Here is an 18799-nt window from a genome sequence, read left to right as displayed (position 1 = left end):
AAACAACTGCTGCGTTAGAATCTGAACCAGAAGCGATATGATGCAGATACAAAAAAAGCAACCTCTAGGGCGTGTTGACCTTTCGTGGTTAAGTTTTGTTCGAGATAAAAGCGTTTTAATCGCGGCGAGGGGGAAGTAGCCTAGTCATTCTAAGCAAATCCCCCTCAACAAAGAGTAAAACGCTTATAGCCGAACCCTTTGGGCAGCGTTTGCTGGTCATTTCTACTGCGTTATCGGCTTTTCATGTAGGCTAGCCACACATCAAAACCTCTGCCTTGTCGAAATACCCAGCAACTCGCTGCAAAAATCAGCTCGAAAGATCAACACGCCCTAGTAAAGGTTGCTTTCTCACTCTCAATCCGACTAGTTTTTTGTCGCTTATTTAAAGCAGGTCTCTGCCCAACGCGCTAGCCCAGCGGTAACAGAGCCAAAATAGTTACCACTAACAATTGGTACATTCGGCACAGCTTGCTCTACAGCTTGACGAAGAATTGGAGAGCGTGCAGAACCACCTGTCATATAGATGACATCTGGCGTTTTTTGCCCTTGTTGTATCGCTTCTTTAACCAACTCAATCATCTTGGCTTTTGGTGCATCAATGGCTTCAACCATTTGTTCAACTGAGATATCCACTTCGACCAATTCGGACGCTACCTGAATCGCAGTTCGATACTCACTGCTGTCGGCAAGGGCAATCTTTGCTTCTTCGGCACGCCTTACAATGCTGTAGCCCAAGGTGTCGTGATATACGCGCATTAATCTATCAAGCTTTGCTGGTTCAGCCGCCTCTTTACGCAACAATTTCAAAGCAGAGAGATTTTCTCGAGAATAGAAGTTCTTCTGAGCCTCAACATTGTTAATAGCAATTGGGTTCCAGAACTGCGTCAATGGCATATCGATCCCAGAGATACTTTTGCTCGTCATCCCAAATGGATGCATCAAACGTTTAAAGGCAAGATAGATATCCAAGTCATTACCACCGACACGTTGACCACTATGAGCCAACAAGCTTGCACTTCGATCCGCATTCCCTGCCCATGTAGGACCCATTTCAAGCAGTGAACAGTCGGTAGTACCACCACCAATATCGACCACAAGAACGGTTTGGTTATGAGTAAGCGTACTCTCGTATTCAAGCCCGGCTGCCACGGGTTCAAACTGAAACGCGATATCTGAGAAGCCCGCACGCGTAGCCGCTCGAGTCAGAATACGTTCAGCTTGTTGGTTCGCCTCTTCGCCACCACGGCCATGAAAGTTGATTGGACGGCCGATAACCGCTTGTTCAATCGCACACTGTGTAGAGCGTTCAGCTTGCTGTTTAATGTTCGCCATCATGGCGCACACCAAGTCCTCAAAGAAACTCACTTGGACATCATGTAAGCCGCTAGCACCCAAGAATGACTTCGGTGACTTTACGTAATAAACGTCTCGTGGGTCTTCAAGATACAAATCGAGAGCAGCCTGACCAAACGCCATGTCTTCTGGCACTAGATCGATGCTCTCTTCTCGGTTCGCCGCAATTGCACGACGCAGCACTTGCTCGCCAATAGCATCACTTGGTTTGATGTTTAGGTGACGGAACAAGTGTTCAGAGACACTCTCACGTGTTGGAGCAAAAACCGTTGAGGGAATATAGTGGTTATCACCTTCAAGAGGCAGAAGGCGAGGCCCCCCTTCTATCATTGCTGCAACTGAGCAGTTTGCCGTTCCATAGTCAAATCCGATGAACATCAATCATATCCCCCAAGCTAGAAAAGGGGCGAGATGCTACCTGAATTACCTGTAAATCGCTAGGTCAAACAGAACTATTCTTAACATCTATGCTCAGTATGTTACATTGCCACGCAAATGCTTCAGGAATCGAAAAATGAAAACACCTTGTATCGCGGCTTGTAAGAATAATGGCGGTATTTGCGGAGGCTGCCATCGCACAATGAATGAGATCATCGGTTGGAAGAATCTTTCCGATGAGCAAAGAGAGCAAGTGATGCAAAACCTTTCTGCGGAAGGGGCAACTCACGAATGTCCTCAGTGCAGCAAGCCCGCACAATGCGACATTAGTGCCGGTAAGGAAACGTGTTGGTGTTTTGAACTAGAGAAGAGAGATACTAGCAGTGTGCCGAAGCAAGGCTTATGTATGTGTCGCAAGTGCCTTTCTGCATTGCCTATCGAATAGCATCAAGCATTGCTTATATAACAAGAGGGCTCAAAGTACCCTCTTGTTGTTTGTCTCAGTAGAATAGTAAGTTACTATTTTTTAGCCAGTGCCGGCGCTGAGAAACGAACGCCCTGCCAACCGTGCTTAATGAAGTTACGAATGTTTTGGTGATCATCGTTTTCTGGAAACTCAAGAACATCGTGACGGTAGTATTGGCCAAAGCAGGTCAAGGTTTGCTGCTCAGATAGCCCTTCCAATTGGCCAAACGCAAAGATTTTGCACGATCCGTTGTTTTGCCCTGCTGCATTCACGACATCTCCGTTGGCAAATTCACTTTCGATGAACACGTAGCCATTTTCAATTACTTGCATTGTATCTTCAAACTGAACGCTTTCTGGCTCGTTGTCTAGTTTAGCCAAAAAAGTTGATAGTTCCATTTCTCTTATCTCCATTAATATCGTTCTGTAGCAGTGTATCGAGTTTGCGCGTGACTGCAAGGCTGTAGCTCGTCCGCGAACAATAAAATCAACTCTATTTTCAAAAGCTTGCCTATTTACTCATCAGACCATAAAACGTGATTTGTTGGCTTCTATTTTCCATTAATTAGCGTAATGAAACTGATGACATAACACGATCAGGGCGTTATATTGTTTCAACACTTGTTTTACACTGCTTATACGGAAATATGCCAAAAGATAATAACCAAGAACTGTTTAGATATCTGAAACCAGGAACGCGTACAGCAGGTGTTCTTGAATTTGGCCCACAAGATTCTATCCAAGTGAGTACGCTCTATATTGGTCACAAGGAAGATCAATATTTGGTGCTTGAGTTATCTCAAAAGTCGACCGAAGCTCTGACCCTCAGAAAGCTAAATAATGTCGATATTATTATTCGAGCTATCACCGACACCGAGTTAGGCCATATCGTCGCGTTTAAGACGAGTGTTCTTTCTCATATCACTCAGCCAGCCCACCTGATCTTTCTAAGACCGCCATCTAACTTCGCGACTAAGCCTATTCGCGAACATGAGCGCTACAAAATAAACCTCAGCAGTGAAGTCTCGTTCGATACTTTGACTCTTGATGCTACTCTGATCGATTTTTCAATTTCCGGTTGTGGCGTGTTCTTATCTCAGCAGTCAGACATTGATATTGGTATGAAGATTAAGGTGTCATCGATATTAGATGAACATCTGCCAAGTGATCTGGCCTATAAAGTGGTGAGTAAAAAGAGGTATGGTCAAGGTTGGCTTCTTGGCATTCAATTCCCAGAGCACCTTGAGCTAGACGAAGATCTGAAAAAGTTGCTACTCGAACTGGCTTTCAACACAGGTAACCTCTAACACAATATCAATAAGAAAGGCGCATGATGCGCCTTTCTTATTTCTAACTGATTCTATTCGTTGCCAACGAGAGGTTCGGCAGATTGGTAATGCTCTTTGAAATGAATAAACGCGCGATGTAATGACTCTTCTTTTATCGGCTTCACAATCACGTAATTCGCCCCTGCTTCCATGAAGCGATCACGAGTCGAAATCTGTGCATCCGCCGTACAAGCATAGATTGGGGTTTGTAAATGCAGATCTTCTCTGAGCTTAATCGTAGTCTCTACCCCGCCCAAGTTTGGAAGTTGGTTATCCATTAAAATAAGGTCATACGGTTGAAGTTCGGCATAGGCCATGGCTTCCAAGCCATCTTTGGCCCACGTTACCGACATTCCATATTTTTTGCAGAACGCTTGGGCGATGAAAGCATTGGTATGATTGTCTTCAACCAACAGTACCCTCAATGATTTATCAAACAAGTCTCTTGGCGCGATAGATTCATCCAACTTAGATCCAGTTACCGGTTCAGTTCGATAGATGACTGGGATATCAATAACAAACTCAGATCCGGCGTCTTTGCGACTTCTAACTCTAATATCGCCTTCAAGCATATCCACTAAGTTCTTAACAATAGCTAACCCTAGCCCAGTACCGCCATATTCACGTGTCGTGGTTTCCTCAGCTTGAACAAAAGGTTCAAACACCGCATCTAACTTCTCAGGCTCGATACCGATGCCACTGTCTTTGACGGTGATAATTAAGCCTGCTTGATTGGTATTAATAGTGGTTTCTAAGTCAAACGAGACCGACACTCCTCCCGAATGGGTGAACTTCAGAGCATTGCTCAGTAGATTAAACATGATCTGATTTAAGCGGATTTGATCGGTGTAGATCTCAAGCTCTTCAGGCAATCGACTGTCGATATCAAAGCTGATCGATTTCTCAACACAGAGCGGCTTGTAGATGCTATCTAACGTATTGATAAGCTCTGAAAGGCGGAACTCTTTTTTCTGGATATTAAACTGGCCCTGCTCGATCTTAGAAAAATCTAGAATGTCATTGAGCACGGCAAGAAGATGTTCGGCACTGTTAACCAAAACATCGACTTTCTCTCTATTGCCCTCACTGGTCATAGAGCGTTTTAGAAGTTGCGACACACCTAAAATACCATTAAGTGGCGTTCTAATTTCGTGGCTCATTTTAGCTAAGAAATCCGCGCGAACGTTGGCTAGGTGCTCCGCTTCCTCGCGGGCGCGATCAGCTTGTTGTTCTGCCTCCACCAGCTTGGTAATGTCTTGGCCTTGTACAACCACACCGGTAATACCATGCTCGACGCGTATCGCAGACATATTCCAACGGAATACCTTGTCACCGATAGGTACGTTGATACCGGTGAGCTTAGCTCCTTGAAGAACCATCAACACATTGGGTTGCATCTTCTTCTCGAACTCTTTGGCGAGCACACCTTTGAAGTCGTCATCCGCAAACATTGCCATACGAGCGGCTGGGTTCATCTGAATCAGAGCACCATTTTCCGACCAAACCAAAATCGGAGAATGCGCAAAGTTAAATAGGTCTTGGAATTTCTGGCTCTGTTCCGCAAGGCGTTCAAACGTATCTTCTAAGGTGCAACCAATATGGTGAAACTCATAGATACTCGAGCCATCAAACTTATGTGCCTCATGGTTGTCACTCGCTGAACGAGTGAATTCCATCAGTTTATTCAGCTCTTTAGAGACACGCTTGTGGATCCAGCCTCTTGCGAAGAATGACATAACAATCAAAACAATAATCACAGCCGCAATAGCACGTTCATAGTTTTCTTCGAGCGCAATAAAATTATTGTTTTTCTGTACGGCACGAATCGTGAGAGGTGTATCGACCGAGTTGATCTTAATTCGAGCAATAGTAACGAAGTGCTCAGGAAGCGGTTCATGAACTCGATAAGAGAGGACGTCTTCAAGCGAGTAAGTTTCGTCACCACTGAATGTCGAGGTGACAGGATCGCCGTGCGCTTCTATGACTATATTCTCGCAGTTACTGCCTTGCTGAATGGACTCAGCTAGCGAGAAATTATTGTCCAATACAATAGTGATGTAGAGCTGTCCGAGCACTTCGCCCGTTTTGTTATCGACGATAGGGGTTTTGCGTGCCAACAGGTGGCGCTTGCCAATTTCTGTGTCTAGTTCGAGGAAGTGCCAATTGCTGCTGAACGCAACCTGGGTGGACATGTATTCTAAGCTGCTCTCATCAAAGCCATAGAATTGACCATTACCATCATCCCAAGACACACCATCATGCGTGGTGACAAAGCGCATATCTGGTGCGTGGTTGGGCTCTCGTTGGTCAACACCAAAGAAGAAGTAGCTCAGTTCCTCTTTGTCCCCACTCGCGAAGTACTCTTTGAGCATAGTACTGTGTGAGCTGCTATCTTGATGGATTTGAAGTACCGACAAGCGGTAATCAAACATGTTCTGTATCAAACTCGATGTTTGCTGAACCGTTCGTTTGGTTTCTTGTTTTACAATGCTACTGCTGGTTTCATAGTTATGAATCAACACACCAATTGCCATCACACCAATCACCAGAATAATAATTCGAGTGATGAGTTTCGCGAGTGTATTACGTGGCGTGTTAGCGTAGCTTTTCTTCATTATTTTCCTGAGTATCTAAAGGCTCGCTGTTTCAGCGATTCTATATGTTCTGGGCTATCTTCTTTGGTGACTACCTCAAAGTCTCCAGAGTAGACGGTCGGTACAGCAAAGCCTTCTAAATCCCACTTAATGGCTTCTGCCATCGCTATACCAGTGTCGTCATTCATTCGCATCACAGTAACATCTAGCTCTCCACGAGCCAACGCTTCCAATTCAGCAGAACCACCACCCCAGCCATTAAGTTTGATATCCAAACCTGACTCTTTAATAGCTTGAGCAGCACCTAATGCGACATCGGTAGCGCATGCGTAGATGAAATCGAGATTCTGATTGCGCGCAATGCTGATCTTGGCCGCTTTATAGCCGCTATCCATGTCAGATTTGGTATAAAAAGAAGATTTAAGTTTAAAGTCTGTCTCTTCACTGATTTCGTGGATAAAAGTGTCACCACGAGCATCACTGATGTAGCCCTCTGAACGATAAAGAACTGAGTACTCACTCTCATCTCCAGAGTGAGTTTTAAAATATTCAGCCAGCTTAAGGCTGCCAGTCGCATGATCGAATCCGACATACATAAATGGCTGTCGCTCTTGCCAAGCTCGAACTGGCGTCGTGATATTTTGCAGAATCAGCTTGGTATCAGTTGAGCTCAACACGTGCTCAATGAATTTGCGATGGCGAGTTGTATCGAGTGTGAAAATTAGATAATCGGTCTTATTTTCTATCGCTTCTTGAAGAGAGATACTTTGCTGCGTCAAATCCGCATTCACACGCGTAAATACTTGATTGATTTGATAGTTGATTCTGAGTTTATCCAAACGCTTTTCGAACGCCTGAATATTTCTCACCCAGTAATCCGAGATCTGTTGGCCAGGGTAAACGACCGATATGGTGATGGGAGCTTGTTGTTTAACTTGTAGAGGAACAGGGTGTTTTTGAACGGCTTGGTTCATCTGTTCAGTGAGGGCTTTTTGAGCTGGGAATTTATCCAAAAATTCTTGGTACTCCCAATAGCCATTGAGCACATGAGTACCGTGAGAAAGGGCCGGCCCTGACAATAGCGAAGCCCCTAGCAACATAAGTGAACGTTTCATTATTTTCTCATTTTTTATGAGCTACTTTGGCTCATTTTTTACCTAGCCTGATGTCATATCGTTGTATGACTTTTTATATATTATGTAGGACAACCGTGAAAAATGATAGGCTCAAACAATAATTGGAACATCATTCCCATTAAAAATTATGAACTTGGTTTTAAAATGATAAAAGGGGTTCAGAGTCAACCAGAAACACATTCACCCAAGTAATAAAGAGAAAATTAAGCCACTGTCAAAGGGAATCAACTAAGAGTTGAACATTGGTTCAAAATAAACAACTTTATCATCCTGAATATCGACGTATAGCTGTTCTTTAACAAGAGACTCTTTACGCGGCTTAGAGAGTTGTTTTATGGCGTATTCGATTCGAAGCGCATGACTTTTCGAATCGACAATATGGCTCCATTCCAATGATAAAGGGCCTTTACCTTTCAAAGCCTTCGCCCCTTTGCCTTGCTGATGCAGCTCAAAGCGCCGAGTCAGATTGTTAGTGATACCACAATAAAGGGCGTTATGACGAGTGCGGATCAGGTACACAACCCAATCCGCATCTGATTTTTGGTCTGTCATCTAAATCAGAGATTCAACCAGAGCTTTTAGCTCTGCTAGCTCTTTTTTCAAGTTCTCAACTTCGACCTCAAGAGCTTCTACACGCTCATTACCAGAACCCGATGTCATCGCTGGCGCCGCAGATGCCAATGCTTCCACATCTACTTCACCACTTAACAGGTGCTGATAACGAGACTCACGCTTACCAGCTTCACGAGGTAGCTTAACCACGAGAGCGCCCTCTTCACGAGCGGCTAACTTGTCTAGAACCGCTTCTACCTCTTTTACGTCTGTGAAGTTAGCCAAACGACCTGTACGCGTTCTTAATTCACCAGGAGTTTGTGCTCCACGCAGTAACATGCAGCAGATAATTGCACGCTCTTGCTCGGTAAATTGCAGGTCGCCAAACTCGGTATTACAGAAACGATGTTGGTACTTACTCACACGGCTGTTAAAGCCACTTTCATCGCTCACCAAACGGCGTGAAATAAGCCCATCAACGGCGTCAAGTACATCTGACTCAGACAAGGATAAAACAGGCTCACGATTGCTTTTTTGGTTACACGCGGTTGTTAAGCTATTGAGAGTAAGAGGATAGTGATCAGGGGTTGTCACCTCTTTTTCAATTAAACAACCAATAATACGAGCTTCAATTGCGGAAAGTTGCGTGTTCATTATTTTTCCTTTTATTATTTTCAATTCCGTCTGCACACATTCAAGGCTAACCTGACTGGCTAGTGTTCAGACAGAATCGGGACTCTTCGTTTTCGGCCTTGTTCATCAATCATCATGATCTTAGAACGATTTAATTCAATTTCCACCACTTCTAGGTTGGTGCGCTCTTTTACATAAGCGGTTCGAAGCTTGTCTTGATCATTACAAGCTTCCTGAGAGATCTCGTTCGATTCCTCGTTATTAGATTCTGACTGGTTCATCTCACATTTCGTATAATGCTTGCTTCTATGCAAGATACTATCGTGAACTGTCCGGGAAAAACAATCAACTGAGTAGCAGAGTGCTGAATAATTAAACAACCTTACTTTTGCTTTGATCTAAAGACTGTTACAACCGCATTCGATGTGCTTTAATCAGAATCAGATAACGTATATGACGATTAGGAAAAGGAATCTATGAGTAGCGTATTTGAAATTGTTAACCAGGCACGTCGTAAGAACAAACTTAAGCGTGAACTTCTAGACAACGAAAAGAAAGTTCGTGACAACCGCAAACGTGTAGATCTTCTAGACAACCTACTAGACTACATCAAGCCAGAAATGTCTCACGATGAAATCTTAGGTATCATCAAAAACATGAAAGCGGATTATGAAGACCGCGTTGATGATCACATCATCAAGAGTGCAGAAATCTCTAAAGCTCGTCGTGACATCAGTCGTCGCATCCGTGAACTAACGGAAGAAGACAAACAGACTCAAGGCAAAAAATAATCCCTTGTTGTCCAACGAATGCTATTAACCCACTTTATTAAGTGGGTTTTTTTGACCCTAGATTTAGCGACTATACTCAAATGACTGCCATAATTGGAGTCACACCATGTATACCACTCTGTTGATCGCTGCACTCTTATCTACCACAGAACCACACGCCGACGAACTTGAGAAACTCTACACCACAGAGCGAGAGATCAGTTACGACGACCTAGTTGTCGACGTTCGGGGCTACAAGGTGCCAACCAGAGCGGCGTTCCAAGGTTGGGTTCTACTCAATAATGCAGAGAAGAAGGTCGCTAACATTGGACAACAACTCAGAGAGGCTGGTATCAAAGAGACGATGCCGTTACATCTGATTTTGCTGCAAGGTACAGACTGGGTACTGAGCGACACTACACTTTTCAGCCTACCTAATGTTTAACACATGCCAAAAATGATCAAAACACTAAAGTTCATCCAAACCTACATTGAACCAGAAATTGGCATTGTCATCCCCGTCTCTGGTGAGCGAACAAGCAGCTATAACCAGCAAGCCGGAGGCGCACCTCGCAGCAAGCACCTTGAGTTTTGTGCTCTCGATATGGTGCCATCTGAAGATATTTCGCGCGAAGAGTTACATGTAAAATTAAAACAAATCCACGCTCAACACGGTAAGGAACATCATGTGGGACTGGGACTATATGATGGTGTCCGTTTTCATATAGACACTTGTGGTTTCAGACAGTGGTAAACCATGTAAATAACACAGTATGGAGTCACAATGACAACAAAATCAAGAGTGTCATTATGACTCACTTCGATATCAAATAACAAATAAGCATCTGATTTAAAAGGAATAAAATAACTGGAACATCTTTTGCTCTATTCATAGTAAACCAAGACTATGAGGATGCATTATGAAACCAACTCAAACAACTTTTAAAACGCTTCTGTCTGTCTCCAATGCTGGATTGATCATCACCACACTACTCATGATCATTAGCATCATTATCGCCTACCCTCTTGCTGACAGCTTTTCTCTTGCTGCACAAATAGCTGCGCATATCGGGACTATTGTGATTGCCGCGTTTTTAAAGGTGAGTTACGTAGGGCGTTGTTTGGCACAATACAACTTAGGTATGGAAGTGCGTTAGATAAACTATCTATATTTGATTCTCGTCATTACCGAATAAAGGTTGATACTGACTATACAATTCCCAAGCTATCGAAAAGCTCATACAGCTGATGAGATTTGTATGGCTTGGGAAGGTAAGCGTTCATGCCAGCTTCAAAGCAGTCTTTGATATCTTCATCAAGCACACTCGCCGTCAATGCAATAATTGGCATCGGTGAGATACCTTGTTCTTTCTCCCAAGCACGAATCGTCTGAGTCGCGGTGATACCGTCCATTACTGGCATCATACAATCCATGAGGATTGCATCGAACTGTTCACCCTGAGTGACCACATCCACCGCTTCTTGGCCATTGCTAGTAATGATGTATTCGTAGCCTGCCTTTTCTAAGAAAAAACTGGCTATTTTCTGATTCATTAAATTATCTTCAACGATCAATATTCTGCGATTGAGTTCATGCACATCTTCCGATTTTGTCGGCCTATCAGTCGATTGAGTAACGCCATTATCAAGTGCCAACAAGCTATTTGAAAAACGTTTTCCTAAGAATGGTACCGTGTGTGTCGAGTGTACGGACTCGGTAATCTGATTGGTTTTAAACAGGTGATGCTGACAAACTATCACTTTCGAAAGTGGATAGCGTTGTTTCAAGGCGGCAAGATCCCGATCCATTTGTTGATGCAGCGTATGACAATAGAGCAAAACGTCGCAATCTAGCTGAGAGTTCGAAATATCATTAATCGAAGGCACCACTTCAGATTGGACGCCAAAACGTTCACACTCTCTGCTTAACTGAGCAACATAGTTAAAGCCATTGGAAACAATAAGCGCATTTTTCAAGTTATCGAATGTTTTCGGCTTGCTCTCTACCGTATCAACATAAAAACTAAAGATGAATTTTGAGCCTTCGCCTTTTACTGACATAGCCGCGATTCGACCATCCATAAGATCGATTAACTGCCGGCAGATTGCCAAACCCAACCCGGTACCGCCAAACTGGCGTGTGATACTGCCATCTTCTTGAGTAAAAGGCTCAAATATAGAATCGAGTTTACTCTCTTCAATACCAATTCCGGTATCAGCAACCTGACACTCAACCATGCCGCGAGTTTCGGACCCTGGTGTATATGTTACGGTCGTACTGATCGCACCTGAGTCAGTAAACTTAATCGCATTGGACAGCAAATTAGTTAAAACCTGACGTAGCCTATGCTCATCAAACAACAACTGATGTGGTGTATTAGCATCGATATTGATGTTTAGCTCAACATTTTTACTGATCGCTTTAGACAAAATAACACTGACCGAATCGTACACAACTTCACGTAAGTCAGCGGCCTGTGGAGATAGCAGCAAGTTACCCGATTCGATCTTAGACAAATCAAGAATATCATTAAGCAATACAAGAAGAGTGTGGGAGGAGGATTCAATATCTGAAAGGACTTCTTGTTGATTCGCATTCAGTTGGCTTTGCGAAAGGATCTCAGCCATACCAATAATACCATTGAGTGGCGTTCTTATTTCATGGGACATGTTTGCCAAAAAGGCACTCTTAGCCCGATTGGCTGAAATAGCGTCTTCTTTTGCCTCAACCAAATCTCGATAGTGTTGTTGATTATCACTCATGATCTCATTGATCTTTTCTGCAAATTGCGTCAACTCATCATGCCCTTCTGTTTCAATGGGCTTATGCTCTCCAGTACCGCGATTTTGATCAGACATGCCATCAAGAATGTAGGATAGATTTCGATTTAAGCGTAGAGACGTCGTCGATGTCAGCCAAAAGACGAGTGACGCCAACGTAATCACAAACATCGTTGTCAACGTAGTACGGATCTTCTGCGCTTCAATGCGCGAACCCAGCTGCCCTTGCAGCTCTGCAGTATAGCTATCCACTACTTGCAGTGTCACGATATGTCTCTGTTCTAAGCCGGAGACATAATGTTTGATCTCTTGCGAATCAAACTGCCTCTTATATATTCGTTCTCTAAAGTCGATACTCTCTTGATACTCCTCACTTGCAAACACATCGATGAGCTGTCGGAGTCGGGTGGAAGAGTCGCTATTGCGAATAAAGGCATTCAGATATTGAGATTGTCGATGAATAGTACTGAGGTAATGATCGAGACTGTCCTCCCTTAGCTCTGGGTAGAGATACAGTTTGTAACCGAACCAAGCCTCCTTCTGCGTCCAAAACACAAAGTTATTAAGGTCACTGAAGATCTTACCTTCTGTTTTGATACTGTCATCAGCGAGAAAGATGTCGACATCATTTAACTCAACCAATATATCTTGCAAGACATCAAATGCTAATACCCCAAGGTAGGGCCTTTGTGCTGGCGAGGGATGCTGGAGCTCTATCAGTACTTGATTAAAATCTCGGAGGGAATCGGCAATATCCCATTGCGCAGATAGCCCTTCCAATTGCTTATTGTATTGGAGGATAAGATCAAACTCTTTGTTGGCTGAATTATAAGCCCTCTCTCGAATTGGCGAAGAGTTTGGCAATCGGAGTAAACGATATATATCGCCAGACAACGCACTAAAAGCTTGAAGCGCTTCAACCCTAACTCGAGTCGCCTCCAAGTTCGTTACCTGTTCTCGGTTCTTTAAAGCTTCATTTATAGTAAAACCCAGCATAAAGAGAATCGAGATAGAGGACAGCAAAATTAACCGCCACCTAATTGATATATTTATCATTTTCGTTAAATCACTCCCTTCCTTGAAAGCAATGTCACAAGTCTAATTCTAATAATAGGACACTCACGGCGTTTAATTTATCAAATATGCAACTTGTGCTAACTGATTCTTCGCTCACGCTTTATAAATCATTACAAATTCATAGATTTCATCGCAATTACTCGCCCTTATGGTTGCTATTATGAATATTGTTAGTATCAAATCTAAGAGTGGTAAGGCGCCCCGAACTGATTTATATAGGAAAATAGTCGAATGTTTTTCTTTCTGAATTCCCAAGAATCATTAGAAATAGGCTGATTTAGAGAGGCAATAGACTTAGGTGGATACTTTTTCATCAAAGTGTTAACTCATTTCATTTATTTACATGTTTAGATCACATTTTAGAGCCATAAAAAGCAACCGTTTGCATCTTGTTTTTGATCTGAGTATTTTTCGACGAAAAATAAGTGCTACAAATCGACAAAGTCAATAGTGTTGCATATCACAAAACTCGACGTTATAACCAATAATTCTAGGTATATTAGCCAATATAGCTAGATTTAATTTTACTAGCAGAATAACAGACCGTACCTTACAATCCCGCCACATAAAAATTACAACTTAAATACAAGCCTATTCGTGCCATAAAAAAGTGACAATTTAAGATCACAGCACAACGGTTTATCCCCCAAGCAGGTAAGCACCCTACACTCGCCAAGCCTGCAAAACTTAACGTGAAAGGTCCCAAGTAAAGATGAGCCCTGAAAAGCACCTCCTAGACTGGCAAACTAGTCAAACTATTGCTGAATCTATCGCCCCAACTCTTGGTCAGCTATACCGTCAAAAAGGCGTTGAAGTCATTCTTTTCGGAAAGACTTTAGTTAACGCAACAACCATTGACATCATCAAAGCTCACCGACTTTCAAAGCACTACACAGGCTCCCCGCTTACCCCTTCACAAACACAACCAATCATTCAACACCTACTATCAATGCGCTTGTCTCCTTGCCGTGTTGATGTTGGTCGCCTAGCGCATCAATACTGGGAAAACCACGATGATGTAACAGCAATGGATGACTTCCTTCAAACGGCTCTTATTGAGTCTCTAGAAGGCGAAGCGATGACTAAGCCTCGTGATGTTGTGTTGTACGGTTTCGGTCGTATCGGCCGACTACTTACTCGTATTCTTGTTGAGAAAAGTGGCCCAGGTTACCCACTTCGTCTACGTGCTATCGTGGTTCGTGGCGGTAAAGATGGTGATCTAGAGAAGCGTGCAAGCCTATTGCGTCGTGACTCAGTACACGGTCAATTCAACGGCAGCATCGTTATTGATAACGAGCGCAAAGCGATCATTGTTAACGGTAACTTCATTCAAGTTATCTACGCAAACAAGCCAGAAGACGTTGATTACACAGCTTACGGTATTGATAACGCACTGGTTGTTGATAACACTGGTGTATGGCGTGACGCTGAAGGCCTAGGTCAACACGTTGCTTGTAACGGTGCGAGCAAAGTACTTCTTACTGCTCCAGGTAAAGGCGACATCAAGAACGTTGTGTTTGGTGTTAACGAAGACGTTATCAAGCCAGAAGATACTATTATCTCTGCAGCAAGCTGTACGACTAACGCAATCACTCCTGTACTTAAAGCAGTACACGACAAGTTTGGCGTAACATCTGGTCACATCGAAACTGTTCACTCATTCACAAACGACCAGAACCTGATTGATAACTTCCACTCAGGCGATCGTCGTGGCCGTGCGGCTTCACTAAACATGGTTCTGACATCAACTGGTGCAGCGAAAGCAGTAGCGAAAGCAATGCCAGAGATGGCAGGTAAGCTAACAGGCAACGCAATTCGCGTACCGACACCAAACGTGTCAATGGCCGTAGCAAACCTAAACCTTGAGACGGGTACAACAAAAGAAGAGCTAAACACGTACCTACGTGAAATGGCGTTATCTTCTCCGCTTTCAGCGCAGATCGACTACACAGACTCAACGGAAGTTGTTTCTACTGACCTAGTCGGCTCTCGCCACCCAGGCGTTGTTGACGGTGTTGCAACTATTGCGCAAGACAACCGCGCTGTTCTATACATCTGGTACGACAATGAGTTCGGATACAGCTGCCAAGTGGTTCACTGTATGGAACAGATGATGGGCGTACGCTACAAAACTTACCCAGCGGTTTAATCCTCTAGGTACAACAAGCTCCACAACATAATAATCATATAGGCGAAGTTCGTATGAGCTTCGCTCCCCCCTTTCCTTGAGTACTTTACGGTCAATTCTTGGAAAGTTGCCACTTGGTTCTGCTCTCTCTAACCGAACTAAGTGGCCTTTTTCGCTCTAGTGATTCATCTCATTGAATACGTAAAGCAGATAAAACTGCTAGCTACCCAAGTTCGACTTCAAGCTCACTATCAATGGTGCTTGAACAGGCCAGCACATAACCTTGCTCGATCTCTTCTGGGGTAAGAGTTTCTTGACTACTGAAACTGACGCTGCCTTTGGTCACTTTACATTTACATGAACCACAAATACCACTACGACATGCAATGATGATCGGAACGCCCGCTTTCTCTAGTGAGTCAGCTAACGGAGTTCCCAGATCTGCTTCAACTTTCGCACCAAACGCAGGCACAAATACTTCAACAGATCCGCTCGCTTCAACGCCTTCTGCTTGATTATCTGTATCCATTTTTGAAGTTGGAGTGAAGCTCTCTTGGTAGAAGTTAGCCATGTTAAATTCCAGCTCAGTCAGATAACACTCAACATCTTCCATAAAGCCAACTGGACCGCATAAGTACACGGTTCTTTCTAGAATGTCAGGAGACAGACGAACCAACCAACTCTTATCTAAACGCCCTTGAGGTGCTGTGGTCCCTTGGTTGTCTTTCAATAATAGCTTGAGATTGAAATTCGAATGCATTTCATCCAACTGATTAAGCTCTTCAAAGTAGATAGTTTCTTGCTTGCTGCGTGCCATGTGGATGAAATCAATTTCAATCGCAGGATCATGTTTTAACCAGTACTTCACCATCGAGATCACCGGCGTAATACCGCAGCCAGCACTCACCAAAGTAACCTTCTTAGTAGTGCTCGGCTTGCAATCAATGCAGTTAAACTCACCCGCTGGCTTGAGTACCGTGACTTCATCACCTTCGTCCAGTTCATCCACAATAAAGTTTGACACTAACCCGCCATCGACACGTTTTACTGTCAGCTTCAAACGGTTGTCATCCATATCTGAGGCAATCGAATAAGCTCGATAATCCATTTTCTGTGGCATGTTCAAGCCTAGAGTGATGAATTGACCCGGCTTGAAGTTGAAATGGAGATCTTGCGGAATTGAGCCCAACTCAAAGCTAACCGTATCAGGCGTTTCATGCCATTTTTTAAGACAAACTAAAGAGATTGAATCGCTATCAGACCACGCGTACATAGTAATACTCACTTTTTATAATTTGGGATGAACGACAAAAGCCTCGGGCCTTAAATAGATTCAGTCTATTAGGCACGAGGCTTGATTAGCGAGATTAAGCCGCTAGGATTGTTTTAAGATCTTGCTCAGGCGTAGAAATAGCACGCATGTCGAACTCGTCTTGAATGATCTTCAGTAGGTTCTCAGTTAGGAACGCAGGTGCAGTTGGACCTGTGTAAATACCTTTCACACCCAGTGCGAAAAGAGTCAATAAAATAACAATCGCTTTTTGCTCAAACCAAGAAAGGACCAGAGTTAATGGAAGCTCGTTGATTCCACAATCAAACTCTTGAGACAATGCTAGGGCAAGCTGGATTGCAGAGTATGCGTCATTACATTGACCAACATCGAGAAGACGTGGAATACCGTTAATGTCACCAAATTGGTTCTTGTTGAAACGGAACTTACCACAAGCCAAAGTCAGGATAACTGAGTCGTCAGGCGCTTGAGCAGTAAAGTCTGTGTAGTAGCTACGCTCAGCTTTATCACCATCACAGCCACCCACTAAGAAGAAGTGTTTGATGTTACCTTCTTTTACTTGCTCAACCACTGCTGGAGCCGCTTCCATAAGTGCATTGCGACCAAAGCCTACAGTGATCATCTGTTCGATCTCGTCGTGTTTGAAGCCCTCTTTTGCTAGTGCACAATCGATAACAGCGCTGAAGTCATCACCTTCAAGATGAGCAACACCCGGCCAGCCTACGATGCTACGTGTAAATAAACGATCAGCGTACGCACCAACATCTGGGTTAAGTAAGCAGTTAGACGTCATCACGATCGCACCAGGGAAGTTAGCGAACTCTTTTTGCTGATTTTGCCATGCACTACCGTAGTTACCTGCTAAGTGCGGGTATTTGCTTAGTTCTGGGTAACCATGAGCTGGAAGCATTTCGCCGTTGGTGTAGACATTAATGCCCTTACCTTCTGTCTGTTGCAGGATCTTTTCTAGGTCATGTAGGTCGTGACCAGAAACAAGAATACAGTGACCTTTCTTCGTTTTAACATTCACAGCCGTTGGTTGTGGGTGACCAAAGGTATCAGTCTCGCCTTTGTCCAGCATCTCCATGACTTTGTAGTTCATCAGGCCGATCTGCATTGATGTATCAAGCAGCTGCTTCAGATCCGTAGGATCAGTCCCCAAGAACGCCATGATTTGGTGGTATTCAGCGTGAATATCTTGGTTTGTTTGACCAAGAACACGTGCGTGCTCCATGTATGCTGCTGCACCCTTCAAGCCATATAGACAAAGCAGACGTAGACCGATTACGTCTTCGTGTTGAGAATCGTGTCCACGGTTAACAGCAGCTTGTGGTGCAAGAGCAAGCAACTGAGTGCTATCTGTTGGAAGATCAAATTGAGCTGCTGGTGAGAGTGCTGGAATTTCAAAACCAACCACCAGCGCAGCGGCACGAACTTGTTGCTCTAAGCGCTGCTTGTATTCGTGTGACTGTTGAGCAAATTCAATGATTCGCTCAGGGTCAAAGTTCACGTTAGTTAATGTCGCGAAAAACGCTTTTGGTGCCCACTCATCGATTTCCGTATCAATGACGTTGCAAGCGCGGCCTAAGTTGGCCCAAAAAGAAACCCCTTGCAGTGAGTACACCAACACGTCTTGTAAATCAGAAACTTCAGAAGTTTTACCACACATACCTTGTGCGAATGAGCAGCCTTTAACGGTTGGCGTTTGAATAGTTTGTTCACATTGAATACAGAACATATTGGGCTCCAGTAATAGTCGTTTGTTGTAAGTTCTTAGCTCACAATGATTTATTTTTCCTACTCCCTAGAGCACCTTCCATGCCAACTTTTAACCCATTGTTTTATAAAGCAAAGTTACATAGCCATATTTTTACTGCGTATTTATGACTACAAAAGACGCCCCAAATTAAACACACCTAGGTCAATATGACTTTCAAAAATGTTTTTGAACACCGTTCATGTTTCGTTCAGAAAAGCTTTGTTAGAGTGACAACATAGAAAAAGAGGAAATGAATTATGAAAAATATCTTAGTTACTGTTGCAGCACTCTTCACTGGTCTTATCGCACTATTTACCAGCTTGCTGCTTGCTATCCCTCTAACGATTGCGGCCCTAATCACAGGGAAAAAAATTCAGAAGCAAATGAGCCAACAAGGCTTTACATCACGTATGAATAATCACTACTCAGCGAACCGAGATGCAGGTGTGATTGAAGGCGAATACGAAGACTTGTCGAACAAACGATAAGCCACAGATAAGTTAGCACTAGCACAACACAGTGGGCACAGCGCCCACTGTTCAACAAGCACCATA

16 protein-coding genes and 1 pseudogene are annotated in these 18799 nt (G+C 43.6%); 7 read left to right on the top strand and 10 right to left on the bottom strand.

Translation table 11 applies throughout. The annotated features are described in order from the left end of the window. Positions 1–378: 378 nt before the first annotated feature. Positions 379–1731, bottom strand: coding sequence for a molecular chaperone (gene yegD, locus VFDL14_RS15835; RefSeq protein WP_032550254.1), 1353 nt, complete (start codon positions 1729–1731; stop codon positions 379–381). 136 nt (positions 1732–1867) lie between these two features. Between yegD and VFDL14_RS15840 the strand changes: the two genes are divergently transcribed. Beyond that, a complete protein-coding gene (locus VFDL14_RS15840) occupies positions 1868–2176 on the top strand; it encodes a DUF1289 domain-containing protein (protein WP_032550252.1) in 309 nt (102 codons plus the stop codon). Between the two features lie 74 nt (positions 2177–2250). Here the strand turns inward: VFDL14_RS15840 and VFDL14_RS15845 are convergent, their stop codons facing one another. After that, on the bottom strand, positions 2251–2595 hold the full coding sequence (locus VFDL14_RS15845; RefSeq protein ID WP_032550250.1) for a HopJ type III effector protein: 345 nt from the start codon (positions 2593–2595) through the stop codon (positions 2251–2253). Between the two features lie 248 nt (positions 2596–2843). Here VFDL14_RS15845 and VFDL14_RS15850 point away from each other — a divergent pair, with 248 nt between their 5' ends. Further along, entirely contained in the window at positions 2844–3503 is a 660-nt protein-coding gene (locus tag VFDL14_RS15850) for a PilZ domain-containing protein (RefSeq protein ID WP_032550249.1), read from the top strand. Positions 3504–3556: 53 nt separating this feature from the next. Here the strand turns inward: VFDL14_RS15850 and luxQ are convergent, their stop codons facing one another. The 5 genes from luxQ to VFDL14_RS15875 form a co-directional block, all read right to left on the bottom strand. Then, positions 3557–6139 (bottom strand): quorum-sensing autoinducer 2 sensor kinase/phosphatase LuxQ, encoded by a 2583-nt coding sequence (gene luxQ / locus VFDL14_RS15855; RefSeq protein WP_032550247.1) that lies wholly within the window; start codon positions 6137–6139, stop codon positions 3557–3559. Further along, positions 6139–7233, bottom strand: coding sequence for a substrate-binding domain-containing protein (locus VFDL14_RS15860; protein WP_032550246.1), 1095 nt, complete (start codon positions 7231–7233; stop codon positions 6139–6141). Before VFDL14_RS15860 ends, luxQ begins: the two co-directional genes overlap by 1 nt. A 249-nt stretch (positions 7234–7482) precedes the next feature. Continuing rightward, positions 7483–7806, bottom strand: a complete 324-nt coding sequence (locus VFDL14_RS15865) for a GIY-YIG nuclease family protein (protein WP_032550245.1) — start codon at positions 7804–7806, stop codon at positions 7483–7485. Beyond that, positions 7807–8460 carry a YceH family protein gene (locus VFDL14_RS15870; protein ID WP_032550244.1) on the bottom strand — a complete coding sequence of 218 codons (654 nt, stop codon included), beginning with the start codon at positions 8458–8460 and terminating at the stop codon, positions 7807–7809. A gap of 59 nt (positions 8461–8519) precedes the next feature. Further along, positions 8520–8720 carry a hypothetical protein gene (locus VFDL14_RS15875; protein WP_032550243.1) on the bottom strand — a complete coding sequence of 67 codons (201 nt, stop codon included), beginning with the start codon at positions 8718–8720 and terminating at the stop codon, positions 8520–8522. A gap of 195 nt (positions 8721–8915) precedes the next feature. Here VFDL14_RS15875 and VFDL14_RS15880 point away from each other — a divergent pair, with 195 nt between their 5' ends. The 3 genes and pseudogenes from VFDL14_RS15880 (at position 8916) to VFDL14_RS15885 (ending at position 10366) form a co-directional block, all read left to right on the top strand. After that, complete coding sequence (locus VFDL14_RS15880) at positions 8916–9230, top strand: DUF496 family protein (RefSeq protein WP_032550242.1); 315 nt, start codon at positions 8916–8918, stop codon at positions 9228–9230. 106 nt (positions 9231–9336) lie between these two features. Next, positions 9337–9963 (top strand): annotated as a pseudogene (locus VFDL14_RS0123035) (D-Ala-D-Ala carboxypeptidase family metallohydrolase). A 166-nt stretch (positions 9964–10129) separates the two neighbouring features. Beyond that, positions 10130–10366: a hypothetical protein gene (locus tag VFDL14_RS15885; RefSeq protein WP_032550241.1), complete on the top strand. Its 237-nt coding sequence runs from the start codon at positions 10130–10132 to the stop codon at positions 10364–10366. 52 nt (positions 10367–10418) lie between these two features. Here the strand turns inward: VFDL14_RS15885 and VFDL14_RS0123030 are convergent, their stop codons facing one another. Continuing rightward, complete coding sequence (locus VFDL14_RS0123030; protein WP_032550378.1) at positions 10419–12986, bottom strand: hybrid sensor histidine kinase/response regulator; 2568 nt, start codon at positions 12984–12986, stop codon at positions 10419–10421. Positions 12987–13779: 793 nt separating this feature from the next. On the opposite strand from VFDL14_RS0123030, the gene VFDL14_RS15890 reads away from it, so the two are divergent. Further along, entirely contained in the window at positions 13780–15216 is a 1437-nt protein-coding gene (locus VFDL14_RS15890) for a glyceraldehyde-3-phosphate dehydrogenase (RefSeq protein WP_032550240.1), read from the top strand. A gap of 202 nt (positions 15217–15418) precedes the next feature. On the opposite strand, the gene VFDL14_RS15895 is transcribed toward VFDL14_RS15890, so the two are convergent. Further along, on the bottom strand, positions 15419–16468 hold the full coding sequence (locus tag VFDL14_RS15895; protein ID WP_032550239.1) for a hybrid-cluster NAD(P)-dependent oxidoreductase: 1050 nt from the start codon (positions 16466–16468) through the stop codon (positions 15419–15421). A gap of 94 nt (positions 16469–16562) precedes the next feature. Next, positions 16563–18224 (bottom strand): hydroxylamine reductase, encoded by a 1662-nt coding sequence (gene hcp / locus VFDL14_RS15900; protein ID WP_032550238.1) that lies wholly within the window; start codon positions 18222–18224, stop codon positions 16563–16565. 278 nt (positions 18225–18502) lie between these two features. Between hcp and VFDL14_RS15905 the strand changes: the two genes are divergently transcribed. Next, positions 18503–18733: a hypothetical protein gene (locus tag VFDL14_RS15905; protein WP_032550236.1), complete on the top strand. Its 231-nt coding sequence runs from the start codon at positions 18503–18505 to the stop codon at positions 18731–18733. Positions 18734–18799 lie beyond the last annotated feature (66 nt).

It is taken from the genome of Vibrio fortis, assembly GCF_000695685.1.
Lineage (GTDB): Bacteria > Pseudomonadota > Gammaproteobacteria > Enterobacterales > Vibrionaceae > Vibrio > Vibrio fortis_A.
Note: the sequence above shows the minus strand (reverse complement) of the source record. Positions and strands in the feature narration are given on the sequence as shown.

Coding starts and splice junctions, on each gene's coding strand:
- hcp (WP_032550238.1), bottom strand. CDS start 18,224: ATGTTCTGTATTCAATGTGAACAAACTATTCAAACGCCAACCGTTAAA.
- VFDL14_RS15895 (WP_032550239.1), bottom strand. CDS start 16,468: ATGTACGCGTGGTCTGATAGCGATTCAATCTCTTTAGTTTGTCTTAAA.
- VFDL14_RS15850 (WP_032550249.1), top strand. CDS start 2,844: ATGCCAAAAGATAATAACCAAGAACTGTTTAGATATCTGAAACCAGGA.
- yegD (WP_032550254.1), bottom strand. CDS start 1,731: ATGTTCATCGGATTTGACTATGGAACGGCAAACTGCTCAGTTGCAGCA.
- VFDL14_RS15880 (WP_032550242.1), top strand. CDS start 8,916: ATGAGTAGCGTATTTGAAATTGTTAACCAGGCACGTCGTAAGAACAAA.
- luxQ (WP_032550247.1), bottom strand. CDS start 6,139: ATGAAGAAAAGCTACGCTAACACGCCACGTAATACACTCGCGAAACTC.
- VFDL14_RS15905 (WP_032550236.1), top strand. CDS start 18,503: ATGAAAAATATCTTAGTTACTGTTGCAGCACTCTTCACTGGTCTTATC.
- VFDL14_RS15860 (WP_032550246.1), bottom strand. CDS start 7,233: ATGAAACGTTCACTTATGTTGCTAGGGGCTTCGCTATTGTCAGGGCCG.
- VFDL14_RS15845 (WP_032550250.1), bottom strand. CDS start 2,595: ATGGAACTATCAACTTTTTTGGCTAAACTAGACAACGAGCCAGAAAGC.
- VFDL14_RS15870 (WP_032550244.1), bottom strand. CDS start 8,460: ATGAACACGCAACTTTCCGCAATTGAAGCTCGTATTATTGGTTGTTTA.
- VFDL14_RS15865 (WP_032550245.1), bottom strand. CDS start 7,806: ATGACAGACCAAAAATCAGATGCGGATTGGGTTGTGTACCTGATCCGC.
- VFDL14_RS15840 (WP_032550252.1), top strand. CDS start 1,868: ATGAAAACACCTTGTATCGCGGCTTGTAAGAATAATGGCGGTATTTGC.
- VFDL14_RS15875 (WP_032550243.1), bottom strand. CDS start 8,720: ATGAACCAGTCAGAATCTAATAACGAGGAATCGAACGAGATCTCTCAG.
- VFDL14_RS15885 (WP_032550241.1), top strand. CDS start 10,130: ATGAAACCAACTCAAACAACTTTTAAAACGCTTCTGTCTGTCTCCAAT.
- VFDL14_RS0123030 (WP_032550378.1), bottom strand. CDS start 12,986: ATGCTGGGTTTTACTATAAATGAAGCTTTAAAGAACCGAGAACAGGTA.
- VFDL14_RS15890 (WP_032550240.1), top strand. CDS start 13,780: ATGAGCCCTGAAAAGCACCTCCTAGACTGGCAAACTAGTCAAACTATT.